This is a genomic window from Roseiarcus sp. (assembly GCF_049514155.1).
Taxonomy (GTDB): domain Bacteria; phylum Pseudomonadota; class Alphaproteobacteria; order Rhizobiales; family Beijerinckiaceae; genus Roseiarcus.
Genome location: NZ_JBEKVH010000017.1, coordinates 18,327 through 39,876 on the forward strand (window position 1 = coordinate 18,327; position 21,550 = coordinate 39,876).

Here is a 21,550-nt window from a genome sequence, read left to right on the forward strand (position 1 = left end):
CGGCCATGGCTAGAGCGAGCCCCGCGCCGCCTCGCCGCCGGCCTTCAGCCCGCCAGGCGAACTGACGACCGGCGTTGCGCGGCCGGACCAGCCGCCTGCTCAACGGCCGTTTAGCCCCTACCGCGCCGGATACCAGTATTCCGCCTGCTGTTTCGTGCGGTCGACGACGACGAACTGGTTGGCGAAGACGCGATAGGGATAGCTCCACTCGCCGTCCGGCCATTGCACGCGGATCTCCGCGCGCTCGGCCGTTCCCAGGCCGACGTGCGTCCAGCCGGCGTGACCCGAGGCGTCGCCGCCGCCGATCTCGATCGTGCGCACCTGCGTGCGCGTGCCGGTCTTGACGGCGATATGGGCCCCGACCGCGTCGCGATTGGGGTTCGGCTCAACCAGCCTGATCTCGGTCCAGTTGCCCATCGGCAGCGGATCGCCGCCGTCGTTCAGCGCGCCGAGGTTGCGGAACAGCGCGACGTTCGAACCGCGATCGATCTGCAGGATATCGACCATGCCGTCGAGGTTGAAGTCGGCGATCAGCGCGCCGCGCCCGGTGCGCTTGCCCGAGATTCCGGCGAGGTCGCCCGCCTCGGCGAACTTGCCGTTCCATTGGCCGATGAGCAGGTTGCTCGGGTCGTAATCGGCGAAGTCCGGCATCTGCGCGAGATTGCCCTTGGAGATGAACAGGTCGAGCAGGCCGACGTTGGTGAAATCGGCGAACTCGGAGTGCCAGCCGGTCGACGGCCGCTTGTCGCCGCCGGCATAGGGAATATGCGCAGTGGCGCCGGTCTCGACGGCGATGTCGCGGTAGACGGGATATTCGCCGCGCCCGCCTTCGTCGGGGTCGAGCTTCTGCAGCTTGGTGTCGCCCATCGAGGTCAGCGCGTATTGCGGATAGCCGGAACCGTCGATGTCGCCCTCGGCGATGCCCATGCCGAAGATCGACACATGCCGCCAGCCGTCGGCGCGGCTGTAGAGCTTGGGCGGCTTGTCGGGCTCGATGCGCCACATCTGCTCTTCGCCGCCGCGGTAGTATTGGCGATCGTTGGAGACGCGCAGCGACGGCGTGCCCGAGCGGTTCCAGTCGGTGAACAGCATCGACAGCGCGCAATAGCCCGGCGACAACGGCGTCCGCGCCGAATAGTCGGGCTTGTCGCCCGGCTGCGGACGGAAGAGCGAATTGTCCTGGCACGTCCCCCACGGCGAGCCCGGCGCGTCGCGATCGACGTAATGGCCGATGGCGAATGTCGGGAACTTCTGCCCCTTCTCCCATTCGGCCGAGAACGAGGTGGTCCAGCCGGCGTCGCCGTCGAAGCCCCATTCCTTGTTGGCGAGCGTGAAGGTGCAGTCCGGCCCGCCCTTCAGCAGCAGGTTCTCGCCGACGCGCAGCACGAACAGGTCCATGCGGCCGTCGCCGTCGATGTCGATCGGATAGGCGCCGATGACGTTGTCGAGCAGTTTCGGATCGCCGATGTCGAGCGGCTTCTCCTCGAACCTGAGCGGGCCGCCGCGCGTCGATTTGTTGACGTAAAGCTTGGCGCGGTTCCTGCCGCCGGCGAGGAACACCGAAGGGAAGCCCGAGCCGTCGCAGTCGAACGCCGCGCCACCGCCGCCGACGAAGAATTCCCATGGACCGTCGTAGACCGAGTCGATCCCCGCCGCCGCGGCCTCTTCGTGGAACAGCGGCACGTCGCCGACCGGCTTCGGGCGCGCTTCGTCGCCCAGCGCAGGCGCCGCGAGAACGATCGCGGCGACCGTCAGAATCGTCCGAACCGTCAGAGGAGTCCTACTCATCACGGGGCCTCGATGATCAGCGAGCGCAGGAACGCGATCACGGTGTCGCGTTGGGACTTGTCGAGCGCGAGATAGGCGTCGCGCGCGAAGCGGGCCTCGCCGCCGTGCGCGGCGATGATCTCGTCGAGCATGCGGAAATCGCCGCGGTGGCCGTAGGGCGCGGTCGAGCCGTCGCCCCACAGCCGCGGCGTCAGGAACACGTCGCGTTCGACGAAGCGTTGCGCCTGCAGCTCGTTGCCGAGCGCGTTGACCTCGCTGTCGACGATCAGGTGGCGTTTGAGGTCGCTGAACAACGGAATGAGGGTCTCGCCCTTGTCGTTTTTCGGCAGGGCGCGGGCCCACGCATATTGGGAGAGATCGATCGCGACGCCCTTCTTCACTTCGCCCGCGCGCAAGGTTCCGGCCATGTCGTAAGGCGCCGGATCGGTGAAGATCAGCGACTTCAGAGGCAGTTCGGGCCGATGACAGGACGTGCAGCCGAGCGATTCGAACTGCTTGCGGCCTTCGGCGGCGGCGACGCGCCAGTCGTCAGGCAGGTCGCTCTTGACGGTCGGCGGCGCCAGCGTCGCCTGGAAGGCCACCAGCGCGGTGACGTCGCCGTCGGTCACCGCGTCGGCGACGCCGCTCTCGTCGAAATCGCGGCTGCCCGTCCAGCGCACGCCGAAACGTTCGGAAGCCTCCATGCCGTGGTGAACGTTGAGGGCGTTGATGGTGAACTGGCGCAGCGAGGTGAACACGCCTTTGCGGCTGAACGGGCGCACGATCAGGTCGGCGTCGACGCCTTCGACGGATTCGAGATCGACGATGCCGTCGGGTTGGGCGGTGAGAGAACCGAACCGCACGCCCTTGCTGACGAGATCGGCGCGCACGTCCTGGCCGCCGGCGCGCGCCTGCCTGACCGCGTCGGCGCGCTCGCCCTGGAGGTCGGCCGTCATCTCGCGCGCGAGCAGTTCAACCAGTCCCGCGCCCATCAGCGCGACCGTGTGTCGCTCGCTCGAGAACGAGGGGTCGGTCGAGTCGAACTGCGCGCTTTCGAACCCTTCCGAGACGAACACGTCGGTGACGAAGTCGCCCGAGCCGCCGACGATGGGGTCATTGTGGCAGCCGAAGCAGGAATTCGAGTCCGGACCGCTGGTGCGGGTGAAGGCCGGATTGACGCCGAACTTGCGCTTGGTCGGCACGATCGCCTGGGTCGCCTTCGGCCGCCCCGCCCCGTCCTCGGTGGTGAACTTGGCCTTGAACAGGACCTTGCCGCGCGCGATCAGGTCGGGGACCGCCGCCGCCCCCGCTGCGGCGACGGCGCCGAAATCGACGTGCGAAGAGAACACGCGCTCGTCCCAGCTCGCGCCGGTCGCCGCGCGCGCGCCAATCAGCAGCGCCAGCGCCGCGGCGGCGCCGATGGTCTTTGCCGCCATCGCCATTTCGTCCTCCCTCGTTGTTCGCCCGCGCTTATCGGCGCGGCGCTCAGCCTCGTCGACGGGTTTCCCGCCCTCGAGGCTTTGGCCCGTCACGGCACGTTGTCGCGCAAGTAGATGTCGATGCGAATACGCGCCTGTCCGGCGTCGAACGGCCGGTTGTCGGCGAGCGCACGCAGAATCCTGACCGCGCTACGCGCCTCGTGGCCGGGATCTTGGCAGAGGATCGCCGCAAACGTACCCTCGGCGAGCGCCGCGCGCGAATGCTCGGTGAGCTCGTGGGCGATGGCGCAGACCGTGCCCGCCAGCCCGCGCTTGCGCAGAGCCGCCAGCACGCCGCGATTGCCGGCGCCGAGGCTGTAAACGCCAACGACGTCGCGATGGCGATCGAGTTCGATCCCCAACGCGGTCTCGGCGACGGCGGCGTTGTCGTGGCCCTCGACCGCCGGCAGCGCGATCAGATTCGGATATTCGGTGCGCAGCACCTGCTCGAAGCCGAAGCGGCGTTCGGCGTGGTCGCGCAGCAGCATCGAGCCGGCGACGACGGCGATGTGTCCGCTGACGCCGCGCAGGAACCGCCCCATCAGCGACGCGGCGGTGCGGCCGGCGGCGCTGTTGTCGATGCCGACGTACTGCGCGCGCCCCGAACCCGGCGCGTCGGAGACCAGGGTCACCACGCCGACGCCGCGCGCGGCGAGGCTGCCGACCGCGAGCCGCACCGGCGCGTGGTCGGTCGCCACCACCGCGACGCCGGTCAGCGGCTGACTCTGCAGGCGATCGAGCGCCTCGACCAGCGCCTCGCCGTCGAACGGCGGGACTTCGACGATGGAAAGGAACACGCGTTCGCTGCGCAGCACGTCGGCGAGCTTGCGCACCTCGAGCGCGAGCGAGGCGAGGAACGAATTGACCCCGGTCGGAATAACGAAAGCGAGCCGGTATTCGCGCTGCTTGGCGAGCGTCGCGGCGGCGGCGTCGCGGCGGTAGCCGAGGCGGTCGACCGCCTGCTCGACCCTCTCGATCGTCGCCGCGCGTACGCCGCCACGGCGATTGAGCACGCGGTCGACGGTGGCCAGGCTGACGCTGGCCGCCCTCGCCAAGTCGTGAACGGTCGCCCGACCCATCCCCCGCGGCGCCTCCCTGAGGTACGTCTATCAAGCGATTGCGCGTGAATCAACTTGCGGCGCCGCGCCTGCCCGAGCTTCACAAATCTCTCTTGCAGGTCCGACGCCGGACCATTCTGTAGTGTCAGCGTGCGCTGCAACAAACTTGCGCGCGCTTGCTGTAAAATGCCCCGCGACGCGACGAGAATGCTTGATTGACGTACATCAGCAACTTCGCTATTTTTGAGCAAAAGTCGGCAAGGGAGGCGGGAAGTGGGCGGAACGGGGTTTTTCGGCGCCATCGCGCCGATCCGTTACGAGGGGCCGAAGTCGGCCAATCCCCTCGCCTTTCGTTCCTACGATCACGACAAGCTGGTCCTCGGCAAACGCATGGAGGACCACCTGCGCGCGGCGATCTGCTACTGGCACAGCTTCGCCTACACCGGCCTCGATCAATTCGGCGGCGCGACTTTCCTTCGCCCGTGGTTCGGCGACGACATGGCGAGCGCGCGGCTCAAGGCCGACGTCGCCTTCGAGATGTTCGACATCCTCGGTTTCCCGTTCTTCACCTTCCACGACCGCGACATCGCGCCGGAAGGCGCCTCGCTCGCCCAATCGAACCGCAACGTGCGCGAGATCGCCGACGTGTTCGCGCGCAAGTTGGAGACGCGCAAAGTCAAGCTGCTGTGGGGCACCGCCAATCTGTTCGGCGCCCGCCGATTCATGGCGGGCGCGGCGACCAACCCGGACCCGGACGTGTTCGCCTACGCCGCGGCGCAGGTGAAGAACGCGATCGACGTCACCCATCAGCTCGGCGGCGCGAACTACGTGCTGTGGGGCGGGCGCGAGGGCTACGAGACGCTGCTCAACACCGATCTCAAGCGCGAGCTCGCCCAGCTTGGCCGCTTCCTCAAGCTGGTGGTCGAGTACAAGCACAAGATCGGCTTCAAGGGCGTGATCCTGATCGAGCCGAAGCCGCAGGAGCCGACCAAGCACCAGTACGACTTCGACGTCGCCACGGTCTACGGCTTCCTCAAGGCCAACGGCCTGGAGAATGAGGTCAAGGTCAATATCGAGGTCGGCCACGCGGTGCTCGCGCACCACTCGTTCGAGCATGAGGTCTCGCTCGCCGCGGCGCTGGGCGTTCTCGGCTCGGTCGACGCCAACCGCAACGACTACCAAAGCGGTTGGGACACCGACCAGTTCCCCAACAACGCGCCCGAGCTGTCGCTGGCGCTGCACGCCATTCTCAAGGCGGGCGGGCTCGGCGCCGGCGGATTCAACTTCGACGCCAGGGCGCGCCGCCAGTCGTTCGAGCCGATCGATCTCATCTACGCCCACATCGGCGGCATCGACACGCTGGCGCGCGCGCTGGTCGCGGCGGCGGCGATGATCGAAGATGGCGCGCTTGACCGCTTCCTCGCCGAGCGCTACGCCGGCTGGGATCGCGGCGAGGGCGCGGAAATATTGGCCGGTCGGCGCGGCCTGGCCGAAATGGCCGCGCGGGTCGAGCGCGACAATCTCGATCCGCAGCCGAGCTCCGGTCGCCAAGAGTATCTCGAGAATTTGGTCAACCGATATTTGTGACCGCGCGAAGCGGTCACATAAGAAGACTACCGTCTAGCGAGTCGAGTCGGTCCTAAGGGAATCGGACTCTAAAATGGGAGAAGCGAGCATGAGGAAAGCATTGTTGACTGGGGCTGCTCTCGCGGCCATCTGCTTACCGAGCCTGGCGATGGCGAAGGACATCGTCGTCGGCGTGTCTTGGTCGAACTTCCAGGAAGAGCGGTGGAAGACCGACGAAGCGGCGATCAAGGCCGGCCTCGCCGAAACCGGCGCCAAGTACATCTCGGCCGACGCGCAGGCGTCGCCTACTAAGCAACTCGCGGACGTCGAAAGCCTGATTTCGAAGGGCGCCAACGTCCTCATCATCCTCGCGATGGACTCCGAGGCCATCCTTCCGGCGGTCAAAAAGGCCAACGACGAAGGCATCCCGGTCATAGCCTATGACCGTCTGATCGAAAGCCCTGCGGCGCTCTACCTCACCTTTGACAACGTCGGCGTCGGCCGCATGATGGCCAAGGCGGTCGAGGGGGCGAAGCCAGCCGGCAACTACGCCTTCATCAAGGGCGACAAGGGCGATCCGAACGCCGACTTCCTGTTTTCGGGCATCACCGAAGTGCTGAAGCCGGCGATGGACGCGGGTAAAATCAAGAACGTCGGCGAAAGCTATTCCGACGGCTGGAAGCCCGACAACGCGCAAAAGAACATGGAGCAGATCCTGACCAAGAACAACAACAAGGTCGATGCGGTCGTTTGCGAGAACGACGGCATGGCCGGCGGTGTCGTCGCGGCGCTCACCGCGCAGGGTTTGGCTGGCGTCGTGCCAGTTTCGGGGCAGGACGGAGACCATGCTGCGATCAATCGCATCGCGCTCGGCACCCAGACGGTTTCGATCTGGAAGGACTCGCGCGATCTCGGCAAGCTCGCGGGCGAATCTGCGGCGGCGCTCGCGGCCGGCAAGAAGATGACCGAGCTTCCCAACGTGAAGCCCTTCTCGGGCGGCGCCAAGCACGTCACGGTCAATAGCGTCCTTCTGACCCCGCTCGCCGTCACTAAGGACAATCTCAACGTCATCGTCGACAAGGGCTGGATCACCAAGGCCGAAGTCTGCGCCGGCGTCGACCCGGCCAAGACCCCGTACTGCAAGTGAGTTGACCGCGCCGCTGAGCGCATAGACTAGATAAGCCGCGTCGCCGCCAACGGCGGCGCGGCGTTTTCACCCCTCCGTCGCTGGTTGGCTCGGCCCGGCGGCGCGAAAGGGGGCTCGAGGGGGAGAGCATGAGCTCAACAGCGCCAATCACCCGGAGCGGAGTTCCTGACGAGCCGTTGTTCAAACGGCTGATGCGCGCGACTGAGATCGACACCCGCATGGTCGGCATGATCGCGGCGCTGGCGCTGATCTGGGTCGGCTTCAACGTCTACACCTACGTCCAATCCGGCGAAGGCCTGTTCCTGACGCCGCGCAATCTCTGGAACCTGACGGTTCAAACCTCATCCGTGGCCGTCATGGCGACCGGCATGGTGTTGATCATCGTCATGCGCCATATCGATCTCTCGGTAGGCGCGATTCTCGGTTTTGTTTCGACGATCATCGGCGTGACGCAGACCAGCGTTTTGCCGTACTACCTTGGCCTTGACAGTCCGTACATTTGGATCGTCACGGTCATGCTCGGCCTCGTCGTCGGAGCGGCGATCGGCGCCCTTCACGGCTCGCTGGTCGCCTATCTCGGCATTCCCGCCTTCATCGTAACGCTCGGCGGCCAATTGTTCTGGCGCGGCGCAGCGTGGTGGGTGACGACGGGCAAGACCATCGCGCCGCTCGACGAACGGTTCGCTCTGATGGGCGGCGGGCCGCTCGGCTCGATTGGCGCGGTCGCAAGTTGGTCTTTGGCGGCGCTGGCGTGCATCGGGATCGTGATTGGCCTTTACGCTGGGCGGCGGCGGCGCTTGCGTCACAATTTTCCACTGCGCCCAATGTGGGCGGAGATAGCGCTGGCGGTCGTCGGCTGTTTTGTCGCGCTCGGCGCGACCTGGGTCGTCAACGACTACCCGTGGCCTGAGCGCGTCGCGGCGAACTATGCGACAGCCCATCATCTCCAGGCGCCGGAAGGCGGACTGTTCATTTCGACGGGTTACGCGATCCCCGTTCTGATGGCGCTGGTCGCCGGCGCTGTCATGACCTTCATCGCCAAGCGCACGCGCTTCGGCCGCTACGTTTACGCGATCGGCGGCAATCCCGAGGCTGCAGATCTGGCCGGCATCAACACCAAGAAGATCACGGTGCTGGTCTTCGCGATCATGGGGGTGTTGGCGGCGATCTCCGGCTGCATCGAGTCGGCGCGCCTCGACGCGGCGACCAACGTGCTCGGCCAGTTCGAAGAGCTTTACGTCATTGCCGCCGCGGTGATCGGCGGAACCTCGCTGATGGGCGGCGTCGGCACCATTTACGGCGCACTGATCGGCGCGCTGGTCATCCAATCTCTGCAGTCGGGCATGGTGCTGCTCGGCTTCGACTCGGCGTTCCAGGAGATGGTCGTCGGCGTCGTGCTGGTCGGCGCCGTCGGCCTCGACACCTTCTATCGGCGCGGGACCGCCAGGGGATAAGCCATGGACGCACAGACGAAAGTCCCGCTGGTCGAGATGAAGGACATTTCGCTCGCCTTCGGCGGCCTCAAGGCCGTCGACCACGCCTCGATCGACCTTTACCCCGGTGAGGTCGTCGGCCTGCTCGGTCACAACGGCGCCGGCAAGTCATGCCTGATCAAGGTCCTCTCCGGAGCTTACCCGCGCGACAGCGGACAGATCTTCATCAACGGCGAGGAAGCGCACATCGCCAATCCGCGCGACGCCAAGGGATACGGCATCGAGACGATCTACCAGACGCTGGCGTTGGCCGACAACGTCGACGCCGCGTCGAACCTCTATCTCGGCCGCGAAATCATGACCCGCTGGGGCACGCTCGACGATTCGGCGATGGAGGCCGAGGCGCGCAAGGTCATGGCGCGGCTCAACCCCAACTTCCGCCGTTTCAAGGATCCGGTGACTACGCTGTCCGGCGGCCAGCGGCAATCGGTCGCGATTGCGCGCGCCATCCATTTCAATGCGCGCATCCTCATCATGGACGAGCCGACCGCGGCGCTCGGACCGGCCGAGACCGCACAGGTCGGCGAGCTGATCAAGCAGCTCAAGTCGGAGGGAATCGGCATCTTTCTCATCAGCCACGACATCCACGACGTCTTCGACCTCGCCGACCGGGTGACGGTGATGAAGAACGGCCGCATCGTCGGCACCGCGTCGGTCAAGGACGTGACCAAGGACGAAGTGCTGGGGATGATCATCCTCGGCAAATGCCCGCCCGGCGCGAGGCCAGGCCCGGGGGCGGTCGCGAACTGAAGCGCGTTCGGCCGCACGCGGCTAGGAGAATTCGCGCGACGCTTCGAACGGCGCGCCCCTCGCGGCGAATTGCCGCGTCGCCGCGGCCCTTGACGCAGCCGAGGCGCTTCAGTAGGTTCCGCGCACTTTCGTGGAAGGTGGAGCGGCCCGTCGTGGCTCAGAAGCTTATCGTATCTTCGGCGCTGGAGGGCGGACGGGCTTAGTTCCCGGTTCTGTCGACTGGCGCACGTCCAAGGCCCCTCGCGGGCCTTTTTTATTGCCCCGCATTCGACGCCGCGCGCTCGAGGAGAAGAGCGGACCCGGTGAGAGATATGGAGAGACCCGATGTCGAAACAGATGACCGGCGCGGAGATGATCGTCGAGGCGCTCAAGGACCAGGGCGTCGAACACGTGTTCGGCTACCCCGGCGGTTCGGTGCTGCCGATCTATGACGCGATCTTCGGCCAGAACCAGGTCCGCCACATCCTGGTTCGCCATGAACAAGGCGCAGCGCACGCCGCCGAGGGTTACGCGCGCTCGACTGGCAAGGTCGGCGTGCTGCTCGTCACCTCCGGACCCGGCGCGACCAACGCCGTCACCGGCCTGACCGACGCGCTGCTCGACTCGATCCCGCTCGTCTGCATCACCGGCCAGGTGCCGACCCACCTGATCGGCTCGGATGCGTTCCAGGAATGCGACACGACCGGCATCACCCGCAGTTGCACCAAGCACAATTATCTCGTCCGCAAGATCGAGGAGCTGCCGCGCATCCTGCACGAGGCGTTCTACGTCGCCTCGCACGGACGGCCGGGCCCGGTCGTCATCGACGTGCCCAAGGATGTGCAGTTCGCCAGAGGAACCTACGCGTTCCCGCGCAACATCCAGCACAAGACCTATCGGCCGCAGATCAAGGGCGACGCCGGCAAGATCGAGCGTGCGATCGAGATGATGGCCAAGGCGAAGAAGCCGATCTTCTACACCGGCGGCGGCGTCATCAATTCCGGCCGCGAGGCTTCGGCGCGCCTGCGCGAGCTGGTGCGGCTGACCGGCTTCCCGATCACCTCGACTCTGATGGGGCTCGGCGCCTATCCAGCGTCCGACAAGCAATGGCTCGGCATGCTCGGCATGCACGGCTCGTTCGAAGCCAACAACGCGATGCATGACTGCGACTTGATGATCTGCCTCGGCGCGCGCTTCGACGACCGCATCACCGGCCGGCTCGACGCCTTCGCGCCGTTCAGCAAGAAGATCCACGTCGACATCGACGCCTCGTCGATCAACAAGACCGTCAAGATCGACCTCGGCATCATCGGCGACTGCGGCAATGTGCTCGAAGACATGCTGCAGGCTTGGCGCGCCGGCGGGCATCAGCCCGATACGGCGGCGCTCGGCCATTGGTGGAAGACGATCGACCATTGGCGGGCGCGCCGCTCGTTCGACTACAAGAAGTCCGACAAGGTCATCAAACCGCAATACGCGATCCAGCGGCTGCGCGCGCTGACCAAGGACCGCGATATTTACGTCACCACCGAGGTCGGCCAGCACCAGATGTGGGCGGCGCAGCACTTCGGCCTCGAAGAGCCGAACCGGTTCATGACTTCTGGCGGCCTCGGCACGATGGGCTACGGCCTGCCGGCGGCGATCGGCACGCAGCTCGCCCATCCCAAGTCGCTGGTGGTCGACATCGCCGGCGAGGCGTCGATCCTGATGAACATTCAGGAGATGTCGACGGCGATCCAGCATCGCCTGCCGGTCAAGGTCTTCATCCTCAACAACCAGTACATGGGCATGGTGCGCCAATGGCAGGAGCTGCTGCACGGCGGCCGCTATTCGGAGAGCTACACCGACTCGCTGCCCGATTTCGTCAAGCTCGCCGAGGCCTATGGCGGGCACGGCATCCGCTGCTCCGACCCCGCCAGGCTCGACGAGGCGATCATGGAGATGATCGAGACGCCGAAGGCGGTGATCTTCGACTGCGTGGTCGATCAGAAGGAGAACTGCTTCCCGATGATCCCGTCGGGCAAGGCGCACAACGACATGCTGCTCGCCGAACTCGGCGACGACGCCGGCATCGAGATCGGCAATGTCATCGACGAAAAGGGCAAGGCGCTGGTCTGAGGCGCCGGCGGGGAGCCGAACATGTTTACGCTCGACGAACTGAGGAGCGCTGAGGCGGTCGTCCGCGCGGCGCTGCCGCCGACGCCGGCGATCGCCTGGCCGCTGATCGCCCGGCGACTCGGCGCCGAGGCGGTGGTCAAGCACGAGAACCACAATCCGACCGGCGCCTTCAAGGTGCGCGGCGGGCTGACCTTCGTCGACGCGCTGAAGCGGCGCCAACCGAACGCCAAAGGCATCGTCTCGGCGACGCGCGGCAACCACGGCCAGAGCCTTGCCTTCGCCGGCGCGCGCGCCGGGCTCGCGGTGCGCATCTATGTTCCGCGCGGAAATTCGAGCGAGAAGAACGCCGCGATGCGCGCGCTCGGCGCCGAGCTCATCGAGCACGGCGACGACTTCCAGGCGGCGCGCGAGGAAGCGATGCGGGTTGCGACCGAATGCGGCCTCGTCGCCGTCCCCTCCTTTCATCGCGACCTGGTGCTCGGCGTCTCGACCTACGCGCTCGAGCTGCTCACGGCGCGCCCCGATCTCGACGTGCTCTACGTCCCGATCGGCCAGGGCTCGGGCATCTGCGGCTGCATCGCGGCGCGCGACGCGCTGGGGCTGACGACCGAGATCGTCGGCGTCCAGGCGAGCGGCGCGCCAGCCTACGCGCTATCCTTCGCCGCCGAGCGCGCCGTCGCGACGGAAAGCTGCGACACGCTCGCCGACGGCTTGGCGACGCGGATTCCCGACGAACAGGCGCTCGCCATCATCTGGCGCGGCGCGACGCGCGTCGTGCTGGTCGGCGACGACGAGATCGCCGCCGCGATCCGCGCCTATTGGACGGACACGCACAGTCTCGCCGAAGGCGCCGGCGCGGCGCCGCTCGCCGCCGCGCTGCAGGAGCGCGGCCGACTCGCCGGCAAGACGGTCGGCCTGGTGCTGTCCGGCGGCAACATCGACCTCGACCTGTTCCAGCGCTGGGCCGCGCCCGTACGCCCCGCGCCGACGCTCACGGAATTCGCGCCCGATAGCGCGCGCCGACATGAAGGAATGCTGTCATGACCAAGATCGAAACCAAACCCGAGCCTGAATATCCGCCGTCGCCCTATTCCTCGCCGATCGGCAAGTCGAACATCGAGAGCCATACGCTGTCGGTGCTGGTCGACAACGAGCCCGGCGTGCTGGCGCGGGTCGTCGGCCTGTTCTCGGCGCGCTCGTTCAACATCGAGAGCCTGACCGTCGCCGAAGTCGTGCACGAGACGCATCAGTCGCGCATCACCATCGTCACCTCGGGCACGATCGAGGTGGTCGAGCAAGTGCGCCATCAACTGGAGCGGCTGGTGCCGATCCATTCCGTCACCGATCTGACCGAAACCGCCCGCGCCATCGAGCGCGAGCTGGCGATGGTCAAGGTGCGCGGCAAGGGCGACCCGCGGCTCGAGGCGCTGCAACTTGCCGAGGCGTTCCGCGCCAAGGTGATCGATGCGACCACCGAGAGCTTCATCTTCGAGATCACCGGCAACCCGCGCAAGATCGACGACTTCGTCGACCTGATGCGGCCGATCGGCCTGGTCGAAGTCTCGCGCACCGGCGTCGCCGCGATCTCGCGCGGGCCGAAGGGGATCTGAATAGGGAGAGAACCCCTCTCCCGAACGGGGCGGGGCGAGTTTCCGCGCCGTCGTCAGGATGTGTGAATGTCGCAGCATTCGGGAGAGGGGACGCGCGGCAGCCCCCTGAGGGCGGCGACAATTTCGTTCGGCGCGCGAGCGATTTCAAAGCCGTAGGCGCCATTTTGCGCGCGAGCCGCGCGGCGTGGGGAGGATCGAGGACTCCCCCCGGGGCGTGAGCGGGGGCCGCCTTCTGCCGCGAGGGCTTGACCGTCAAGCCGCACGTCAAGTTTCGTCAAGCGACGTCAAGCCGCGGCAAGCTTGTCAAGGGCGTGGCCTTTATGAATCAAAGGCTTGCAGCGCGTCAAGGGCGGCATCGGCGATTGGCGAATCGGACCCGATCACTAGGCGCCGCATAGGACCAGCCCGCCGGCGCCATCGCCAGAATGCGCAACCGCCGGTATTCGCGCTCCCGCGCGGCGCCGGCCGGCGGAGGAGGGGGTGGCGTGGGAGGTGGCGGTCATCGGTCGGGCTCCGTCGGGCGCCGCGGCGAGCGCCGGCGGGGCGTGGATATTTCGAAGGAACAGAGTAGCGCGAATTCTGAAACAAGAAAGAGATTGCGACCTTTCTGGAAAGCGGGTCGGTTTCAATTGCCGCTTTGCGCCCAATATGGCCGTTCTTGATGTTTTAAGCCTCGTCCGAAAGCGGCCGTTCGCTCTGGCGTGGCGCGAGGCGGGGGAAGAACAGGACCTGCGTATGTCGCGCGAGATCCGCCTCATGGATTTGCAAAGGCTACGTGCGCCCAAAGCCAGGCGCAGTCGCAGTACGGGCGTGGCGACGACGGCAGGCGTTCCCGCCAGCGTGGCGACATATGAGGCGACCATCATCTCAGGGCGATGGGATGCTCGCGCTCCAAGACGCTTGCCGTCCCTCGGTAGTGGGAACGCTGGCGCGGGCCTGGCGCGGACGAAGGCATCGATCTGAGTAGTTTCCGAATCTTTCGCTGGCGCTGTCAAAGCCTCATGGTCGAAAATTCGATTCTCCGCGCTGGCGCCCGAGGGCTATCGGCTATTGGAAGCCGAACCCCGCAACGCCGGTCGCAACGGTGGGAAGAGTTCTAATGGCCGTGGTCCTGCTCGTCGAAGATGATATTTTTGTCCGCGAATTAGCCGAGGAGATTATTCAAGAGTTCGGGCATCAAACTCATTCTGCCAGCGACATGGACGAAGCGCTCTTGTTCTTACGTTCTCGTCAACACGTCGACGCCCTTGTCGCCGATATTCGTCTCGGAACAGATTCTCTTGGCGGGCTTGAACTTGCACGCCAGGCCATCACGCTTAGGCCGCAATTGCGTGTACTCTATACAACTGGAAGTGCTATTAACAAGTTTGCTGGTCTTTTTGTTTATGGTGCCCACTTCCTTATGAAGCCGTATACGTACTCTCAACTCCAACACTCAGTTGAACAACTGCTTGCAGCGTCAGTTTGAGGTCGCATAATCTATTCGCTAGGCGGGACGAGTTTAAGCCACCGGGGAAAGACCATCACAATTAGAAGCGGCAAAAAAAAGACGCGGATCGGCGTCTCCGTGAACGCCGGCAACTTCGCGCGCAATCAGGCCGAAGAGGTGCTGCTCAAGGCGGGAGCCCTGCAAAGCGCTATTTTCAACAGCGCCAATTTCTCGAGCATCGCCACCGACGCCAAGGGCGTCATTCAAATCTTCAACGTCGGCGCCGAGCGGATGCTTGGCTACACGGCCGGCGAAGTGATGAACAAGATCACGCCGGCCGACATTTCCGATCCGCAGGAGCTGATTGCGCGGGCCAAAGCGCTGAGCGTCGAACTCGCAACCCCGATCACGCCGGGCTTCGAAGCCTTGGTGTTCAAAGCCTCACGCGGGATCGAGGACATCTACGAACTCACTTACATCCGTAAGGATGGGAGTCGGTTTCCCGCGGTGGTGTCGGTCACAGCGTTGCGCGACGCGCAGGACGTGATCATCGGTTATCTGCTCATCGGCACCGAACTCAAGGCGGGAGCCCTGCAAAGCGCTATTTTCAACAGCGCCAATTTCTCGAGCATCGCCACCGACGCCAAGGGCGTCATTCAAATCTTCAACGTCGGCGCCGAGCGAATGCTTGGCTACACCGCCGGCGAAGTGATGAACAAGATCACGCCAGCCGACATTTCCGATCCGCGGGAGTTGATCGCGCGAGCCAAGGCGCTCAGCGTCGAACTCGCAACCCCGATCACGCCGGGCTTCGAAGCCTTGGTGTTCAAGGCCTCGCGCGGGATCGAGGACATCTACGAACTCACTTACATCCGCAAGGATGGGAGCCGGTTTCCCGCGGTGGTGTCGGTCACGGCGCTGCGCGACGCGCAGGACGTGATCATCGGCTATCTGCTCATTGGCACCGACAACACCGCCCGCAAGCTGGTCGAAGAAGAGCAAAAGAAGTCCGACCAGCGCCTGCGCGACCAGCAATTCTACACCCGCTCGTTGATCGAAGCCAACATCGACGCGATCATGACCACCGATCCGTCCGGCATCATTACCGACGTCAACAAGCAGATGGAGGCGCTCACCGATTGCACGCGTGACGAACTGATCGGCGCGCCGTTCAAGAACTACTTCACTGATCCAGAGCGGGCCGAAGCGGCGATCAACCGAGTGCTGAGCGAAAAGTCGGTCACCGACTACGAGCTGACGGCGCGCGCCCGTGACGGCAAGCAGACGGTGGTCTCCTATAATGCAACCACCTTTTACGACCGCAACCGTACGCTGCAAGGCGTCTTCGCCGCGGCGCGCGACGTCACGGAGCGCAAGCGGGTGGAGGCGGAATTGCAGCAGGCCAAGGCCGCCGCCGAGAGCGCGAGCCGGACCAAATCGGATTTTCTGGCGAGCATGAGTCACGAGATCCGAACGCCCATGAATGCAATCATGGGCATCGCAGATTTGCTGGCGAAGACCGCTCTCTCCCCGGAGCAAGACAAGTATGTGCAGATCTTTCGCCGCGCTGGCGACAACCTGCTGAATCTCATCAACGACATCCTCGACCTCTCCAAGGTCGAGGCCTCCCAACTCGAGTTGGAACGGACCGGCTTCTCGTTGAAAGACCATCTGGAGAAGGTCACGGAGATGGTGGCGGCCCGGGCCCATGAAAAAGGGCTTTCCCTGGTGTGCGAGATCGCGCCGAACGTACCCAACGATCTGATCGGCGACCCGACACGCTTGCGCCAGGTGCTGCTCAATCTGCTCGGCAATGCGATCAAGTTCACGCAATCTGGCGAAGTTTCCCTGCGCGTTGCGCCGGACGCCAACCCCTCCGTCCCGACCGCATTGCGGTTCACGGTCTCCGACACCGGCATCGGAATTCCGGCCGAGAAATTGGGCCGCGTGTTTGAACGCTTCACCCAAGCCGACTCATCCACTACGCGTAGGTTCGGGGGCTCGGGGCTGGGCCTGACGATTTCGAAGCGCCTCGTGGAATTGATGGGTGGCCGCATCTGGGCCGAAAGCAAAGTCCAAGAGGGCAGCGTCTTCGCTTTCGCCGCGCCATTCGAAATTTGGGCCGCGCCTCATCGGCTAACGGACGCGCCGGTCGGCGCGGATTCCGAGCCGCCGCTGCGAGAGCTGCGTATTCTTCTGGCGGAGGACTCTCCCGACAATTGCACGATTACGATGGCGTATCTGGAGAACACGCCATACCGCGTCGAAATCGCCGAGACCGGAGCCATCGCCTGTGAAAAATTCAAGACTGGAGTCTATGACCTTGTTCTGATGGACCGGCAAATGCCGGTCATGGATGGCTTGACCGCGACAAGAACAATTCGAGCGTGGGAACGGGTGAACGGCCGATCCCCCACACCAATTGTCGCACTGACGGCTTCTGCCTTAAAGGGAGATCGAGAAACGTGTCTCGCGGCGGGGTGCACGGCCTTCTTGACGAAACCCATCAAACAAGAGGTGCTGCTGCAAGCGATCAACGAGCATTCCATGGTCGGGCCATCACCATCGAAAGGGGGAAGCGCTCGGAAGGACACGGTTCCCTTGGTGGCGAATCAGATATTGGCGCGCCGGATCCCCGGGTATCTGCAGAACTGCAAGCAGAACGTCATCGCGATGCTGGACGCCTTGGATCGAGCCGACTTTGAAACCGTAACGGTTCTGGGGCACAATCTCAGGGGCTCTGGAGGCTCCTTTGGATTCCAGGCCATCACGCACATTGGCGGCGCCCTTCAACAGGCGGCCGAGTCCGCCGACATCGACGCGTCGCGCAAATTAGTGGGCGAGCTATCCAGTTTCCTTCAAAGTGTCGAGACCAATTCCGACTAGGGTCGGGGTCATAACCAGTAGTTGATGGTGGCGGCGATGCAGACGGCGGCGAGGAAGTTGACCGCTTCGCGTCCATTTATGCCGTTCAGGAGCGTAGCGGCGCCTTCCAAGAGCGGTCGTTCGTGTAATGATTTCTCCGGCCCGGTTCGACCCGTCTTGGAAGCTCTCGCACCTCCCGCAGAGCTATCCAAAGCGCTCGTCAGTCCGATCTTAGCGTCGTTGTGGCTGGCGGCGCATGCCCACCGGACCCGCGTCGCCCTCAATTTCTGAGCGCAGCGATAACCAGCGGAAGCAAGGCCGCCGCCACGATACGGTCGCCCTCGGCGTTCGGATGTCCGATTGCATCGCCCAGCCTTGCGGAATCGGGTAAGGCCGCAATGAACCTCTGCGCGTCAATCATCTTGATATGGCGTGCGGCCGCTTTGGCGCGGATCTGATCGATGTTCGCCTTTGTTTCCGCGGGCGCGATTTTGTCCCTGCTGACGACGGCGTCCCCGTGCTTGATCTTTTCGATCTTGTCGCGACTGTCGTTGCTGCCCCGTTGCAGCACCAGCACGCGCGTCGAACTGTCGACGACGCTGTCGAAGCGCGCGAGCATCCCCGCAGTCGTGTCGCCGCTGATCCCAGCGTTAGAGACAGTGACGTTGATCCCTTTGGCGCGCAGCATCGTCTCGAGCTGCGCCGGGAATGCCTCATTCGACGAGAGGCCGTAGCCTTGCGTGCCACTGGCGCCCAGGCACACTACCTCGGCCGCGCATGCGGCTTCGCTACCGAGCGCCGCCAGTGCGACGAAGGCGAGCGCAGACAAATTCATTCTCGCCCTGATCGACTGCGCGCCATTGTACGACTGCATCGTCTGTTCTCCCCTGGCATTGTTTTCACGCCATTCGTTCGATTATAATTTCGAACTGCGCTGAGTTGGCAAGGAGGATTGCGCAGAAATCGTCTTTGGTCGGGCGGTTTGGGCTGCGCGCGATCACTTAACGTGTCTTGGGTCGAACACTGCAACGGCGCCAACCTGTTGGGAACGCCGCTTCGGTATTTCGCTTGCCGAACGCTGCAATTCCGCTATCGGACAATCACTTCTGCTTCGCGCCCATTACGGTCGGCCTGAGCCAATGCGGCGATTGTCGAAAGCCGCTGCCAGGCCACGCGGCGCCTTCCCCGACAGTGTGAGTAGAATCCGTCAGTTGCGGATTCCATCGATGGGCTCAATCTGGCCGCGCATCACTCAATCTGGCCGCGTATGACTTGGCATGTCCAATATCGGAAGGGCGGATCGGACCACATCGTAAGGGCTCCGACCCCAGAGGCCGCGATCGAGACAGCCTGCAATCTCATCGATGAGGGTTGCGACGTCTATGGTGTCGGCGCCGGGCCGCTCTCCGATACAATTGCGAGAAATGAAATTGCTCGCATCTACGCCATTTGGGCGCGGGAAGAGCACCCGTTTGGGCAAATTTCAAACTGAGACACTCAACGGGAGAAATTCGCATGACAAGACCACCGAATCGGTATCGACCGACCGACGCCTTGTCCGTAGCCGAAGCTATGTTCAAACCAGCGACGCCGGCAGCGGCCGAGCCTGTCCGCGTGCAAAGAAAAGGTGACGTTCCCGTCTCGAAAGAATTGGTGTCGATCAAGCTCGACAGCGATCTGATTGCGCATTTTCAAGAGGATGGGCCGGGTTGGCAGGAACGAATCAACGACGCGCTGCGGCGGGCAACGGGCTTGTAAGCTGGCAGTGGCGGCAATTGGCCGAAGCTGGCCGACAGCGGACTGGCAGAAATCGGCCAAGTTTGGTCATTGTTGATCCGCAAGCAAACGTCTCTCATAATACCAAGTCCCGGGGAACGTGACCTGCCCGGAAAAAGCCCCACAACGTCATGGCCGTCCCCGGACTTGATCCGGGGATTGTCCCGGCCATTCACGCCTTTGCCGAAGACGGGCAGAGCAGCAGCGTTCGCCCTTATGCGTGGCGGCTGGGTCTACATCATGACGAACGAGCCTGACGGCGCGCTTTACACCGGCGTGACGAGCAACATCGCGCGCCGTGCGTTTGAGCGCCGCGAGGGCCTGATCGACGGCTTCACGCGCCGATACGGCCTCAAGCGCCTTGTATTGACCGAGTTCTACGAAGACATCGCGCGACGCGATTCAGCGCGAGAGCAACATCAAGCATTGGCCGCGCGCTTGGAAGGCGCCCCTCATCCACGCCGCGAATCCCGAATGGCGTGATCTGTATGAAGACTTGAACGCGTGAACCGCCGAGAAAGACGTGGATGGCCAGGACAAGCCCGGCCATGACGGCGGCAGGCTCCGGAGAGGCTTTTTTCACGAGTCATTGTCACCGAGGTTTGGCATAGTCGAATCCAGCATCCAACCCACCGCCAAGCGCGTATCTCGGGTCACCAGCGCCGGCCGCCCGTCCGAAAACCCACTCTCCCGTTTGGCATTGCCCTCGCCAGCCGCTAGAACAGCGCCGCCCGATCCGCCGGAGAGACCATGACCGAAGCGCCGCGCTCCAGCCCGCAGGAGCAAGCCGAAATCCTGATGCAGGCGCTGCCGCACATGCTGCGCTACGACGACGCGACGATCGTGGTGAAATACGGCGGCCACGCGATGGGCGATGTGACCACCGGGCGCGATTTCGCTCGCGACATGGTCCTGCTCGAGCAATCCGGCGTCAACCCGGTGGTCGTCCACGGCGGCGGGCCGCAGATCGGTGCGATGCTGAAGAAGCTCGGCATCAAGTCGCAATTCTCCGCCGGCCTGCGCATCACCGACAAGGCGACGGTGGAGATCGTCGAGATGGTGCTCGCCGGCTCGATCAACAAGCAGATCGTCGGCACGATCAACGCCCAGGGCGGCCGCGCGATCGGCTTGTGCGGCAAGGACGGCAACATGGTGATCGCGCGCAAGGTGACGCGCGGCGGCGGCGGCGACGTCGAGGACATGGTCGACCTCGGCTTCGTCGGCGAACCCGACAAGGTCGACACCACCGTGCTCGAGCAGGTGCTTGGCCGCGAGTTGATTCCGGTCCTCGCCCCCGTGGCGCAGGGGGTCGACGGCGAGACCTACAACGTCAACGCCGACACCTTCGCCGGCGCGATCGCCGGCGCGCTCGGCGCCAAGCGGCTGCTGTTCCTGACCGACGTGCCCGGCGTGCTCGACAAGGATGGGAACCTGATCAAGCACCTGAGAGTCGGCGAGATCCACGGCCTGATCGCCGACGGCGTGATCACCGGCGGCATGATCCCCAAGGTCGAGATCTGCATCTACGCGATCGAGAAGGGGGTCGAAGGCGTCGTCATCCTCGACGGCAAGATCCCGCATGCGGTGCTGATCGAGCTTCTCACCGACTACGGCGCAGGCACGCTCATCACCCGCTGACCAAAGCCCATGCGCATCCTCGCCATCGACACCTCCTGCGGCGCGGCCTCGGTCGCCGCGTTCGAGGGCGAAACGCGCGAGACGCTCGCCAGCGGAATCATGCCGATGCGCCTCGGCCACGCCGAGGCGCTGGCGCCGCTGGTCGAACGCGTGATGGCCGAAGTCGACGGCGGCTTCGCCTCGCTCGACGCGATCGCGGCGACGATCGGCCCCGGCTCCTTCACCGGCATCCGCATCGGCCTGGCGCTGGCGCGCGCGTTCGGCGTCGCGCTCGACAAGCCGGTGATCGGCGTCTCGACCCTGGTCGCCTTCGCCGCGCCGCTGCTCGCCGACGCGCGGCCGGGGATCATCGTTGCGGCGATCGACGCCCGGCACGGGGCCGTCTACCACCAGAGCTTCGAAGCCTCCGGCCGGCCTTTGTTTGCGCCGCGCGTTGGATCGCCGCTCGAGGCGATCCGCGCCGTCGGCGCCGGCCCGGCGCGGCTCGCCGGCGACGCGACCGAGATGCTGGCGGCCGAAGCGCGGCGCGCCGGCGTCGCGTGCGAGGCCTATCCCGCCGCCTATCCCGACATCGTCGCGGTCGCGCGCATCGCGCTGGCCTCCGACCCGGCGACGAACCCGCCGCGCCCGCTCTATGTCAAGCCGCCCGACGCCAAGCCTGCCGCCGGCGAGGCGATCGCCCGCCGCGACAATTGAGCGGAGCGGCGCGATGGTCTTCGGCTTGCGTTTTCCCTTCCGCCGCCCCCGCCCCTCGACCATCCGTCCGCTGCGGGTCGAGGCGGCCGAAGCCTGCGCCGCCATCCACAAGACGGGCTTCGCCCATCCGTGGTCGGCGGGCGAATTCGCCAGCCTGCTGGCGAGCCCGACGACGCTCGC

Annotated in this window: 16 protein-coding genes and 1 pseudogene; 13 read left to right on the forward strand and 4 right to left on the reverse strand. The window is 65.0% G+C overall.

From position 1 onward, the window contains the following. Window positions 1–117: 117 nt before the first annotated feature. The 3 genes from ABSF49_RS04165 to ABSF49_RS04175 form a co-directional block, all read right to left on the reverse strand. Window positions 118–1,788, reverse strand: a complete 1,671-nt coding sequence (locus ABSF49_RS04165) for a CRTAC1 family protein (RefSeq protein ID WP_424111373.1) — start codon at window positions 1,786–1,788, stop codon at window positions 118–120. Continuing rightward, entirely contained in the window at window positions 1,788–3,209 is a 1,422-nt protein-coding gene (locus tag ABSF49_RS04170) for a di-heme oxidoredictase family protein (protein ID WP_424111374.1), read from the reverse strand. The genes ABSF49_RS04165 and ABSF49_RS04170 overlap by 1 nt, the downstream gene beginning before the upstream one ends. 86 nt (window positions 3,210–3,295) lie before the next feature. Then, window positions 3,296–4,324, reverse strand: coding sequence for a LacI family DNA-binding transcriptional regulator (locus ABSF49_RS04175; RefSeq protein WP_424111375.1), 1,029 nt, complete (start codon window positions 4,322–4,324; stop codon window positions 3,296–3,298). 252 nt (window positions 4,325–4,576) lie between these two features. Between ABSF49_RS04175 and xylA the strand changes: the two genes are divergently transcribed. The 9 genes from xylA to ABSF49_RS04220 all read left to right on the forward strand — a co-directional run bounded on the left by xylA (window position 4,577) and on the right by ABSF49_RS04220 (window position 17,281). Beyond that, complete coding sequence (xylA, locus tag ABSF49_RS04180) at window positions 4,577–5,890, forward strand: xylose isomerase (RefSeq protein ID WP_424111376.1); 1,314 nt, start codon at window positions 4,577–4,579, stop codon at window positions 5,888–5,890. Between the two features lie 88 nt (window positions 5,891–5,978). Beyond that, on the forward strand, window positions 5,979–7,016 hold the full coding sequence (gene xylF / locus ABSF49_RS04185; protein WP_424111377.1) for a D-xylose ABC transporter substrate-binding protein: 1,038 nt from the start codon (window positions 5,979–5,981) through the stop codon (window positions 7,014–7,016). Window positions 7,017–7,144: 128 nt separating this feature from the next. Continuing rightward, entirely contained in the window at window positions 7,145–8,470 is a 1,326-nt protein-coding gene (locus ABSF49_RS04190) for a sugar ABC transporter permease (protein ID WP_424111378.1), read from the forward strand. 3 nt (window positions 8,471–8,473) lie between these two features. Then, window positions 8,474–9,259 carry an ATP-binding cassette domain-containing protein gene (locus tag ABSF49_RS04195; RefSeq protein WP_424111379.1) on the forward strand — a complete coding sequence of 262 codons (786 nt, stop codon included), beginning with the start codon at window positions 8,474–8,476 and terminating at the stop codon, window positions 9,257–9,259. Window positions 9,260–9,583: 324 nt separating this feature from the next. Then, a complete protein-coding gene (locus ABSF49_RS04200; protein ID WP_424111380.1) occupies window positions 9,584–11,356 on the forward strand; it encodes an acetolactate synthase 3 large subunit in 1,773 nt (590 codons plus the stop codon). A gap of 21 nt (window positions 11,357–11,377) precedes the next feature. Next, on the forward strand, window positions 11,378–12,400 hold the full coding sequence (locus ABSF49_RS04205; RefSeq protein ID WP_424111381.1) for a threonine dehydratase: 1,023 nt from the start codon (window positions 11,378–11,380) through the stop codon (window positions 12,398–12,400). Next, window positions 12,397–12,966, forward strand: coding sequence for an acetolactate synthase small subunit (ilvN, locus tag ABSF49_RS04210; RefSeq protein ID WP_424111382.1), 570 nt, complete (start codon window positions 12,397–12,399; stop codon window positions 12,964–12,966). The genes ABSF49_RS04205 and ilvN overlap by 4 nt, the downstream gene beginning before the upstream one ends. Before the next feature lie 1,099 nt (window positions 12,967–14,065). Then, entirely contained in the window at window positions 14,066–14,434 is a 369-nt protein-coding gene (locus ABSF49_RS04215; protein ID WP_424111383.1) for a response regulator, read from the forward strand. Window positions 14,435–14,533: 99 nt separating this feature from the next. Further along, window positions 14,534–17,281 carry a PAS domain-containing sensor histidine kinase gene (locus ABSF49_RS04220; RefSeq protein ID WP_424111384.1) on the forward strand — a complete coding sequence of 916 codons (2,748 nt, stop codon included), beginning with the start codon at window positions 14,534–14,536 and terminating at the stop codon, window positions 17,279–17,281. Between the two features lie 259 nt (window positions 17,282–17,540). On the opposite strand, the gene ABSF49_RS04225 is transcribed toward ABSF49_RS04220, so the two are convergent. Continuing rightward, a complete protein-coding gene (locus tag ABSF49_RS04225) occupies window positions 17,541–18,134 on the reverse strand; it encodes a GDSL-type esterase/lipase family protein (protein ID WP_424111385.1) in 594 nt (197 codons plus the stop codon). 680 nt (window positions 18,135–18,814) lie between these two features. On the opposite strand from ABSF49_RS04225, the gene ABSF49_RS04230 reads away from it, so the two are divergent. The 4 genes and pseudogenes from ABSF49_RS04230 to tsaB all read left to right on the forward strand — a co-directional run bounded on the left by ABSF49_RS04230 (window position 18,815) and on the right by tsaB (window position 21,370). Continuing rightward, on the forward strand, window positions 18,815–19,018 hold the full coding sequence (locus ABSF49_RS04230) for a BrnA antitoxin family protein (protein ID WP_424111386.1): 204 nt from the start codon (window positions 18,815–18,817) through the stop codon (window positions 19,016–19,018). 234 nt (window positions 19,019–19,252) lie between these two features. Next, a pseudogene (locus ABSF49_RS04235) lies at window positions 19,253–19,544 on the forward strand (GIY-YIG nuclease family protein). Between the two features lie 242 nt (window positions 19,545–19,786). Continuing rightward, the gene (gene argB, locus ABSF49_RS04240) at window positions 19,787–20,674 is read left to right on the forward strand and encodes an acetylglutamate kinase (RefSeq protein ID WP_424111387.1); all 888 of its coding nucleotides are present in this window, start codon (window positions 19,787–19,789) and stop codon (window positions 20,672–20,674) included. Between the two features lie 9 nt (window positions 20,675–20,683). Further along, entirely contained in the window at window positions 20,684–21,370 is a 687-nt protein-coding gene (gene tsaB / locus ABSF49_RS04245) for a tRNA (adenosine(37)-N6)-threonylcarbamoyltransferase complex dimerization subunit type 1 TsaB (RefSeq protein ID WP_424111388.1), read from the forward strand. The last annotated feature ends 180 nt before the right edge of the window (window positions 21,371–21,550 follow it).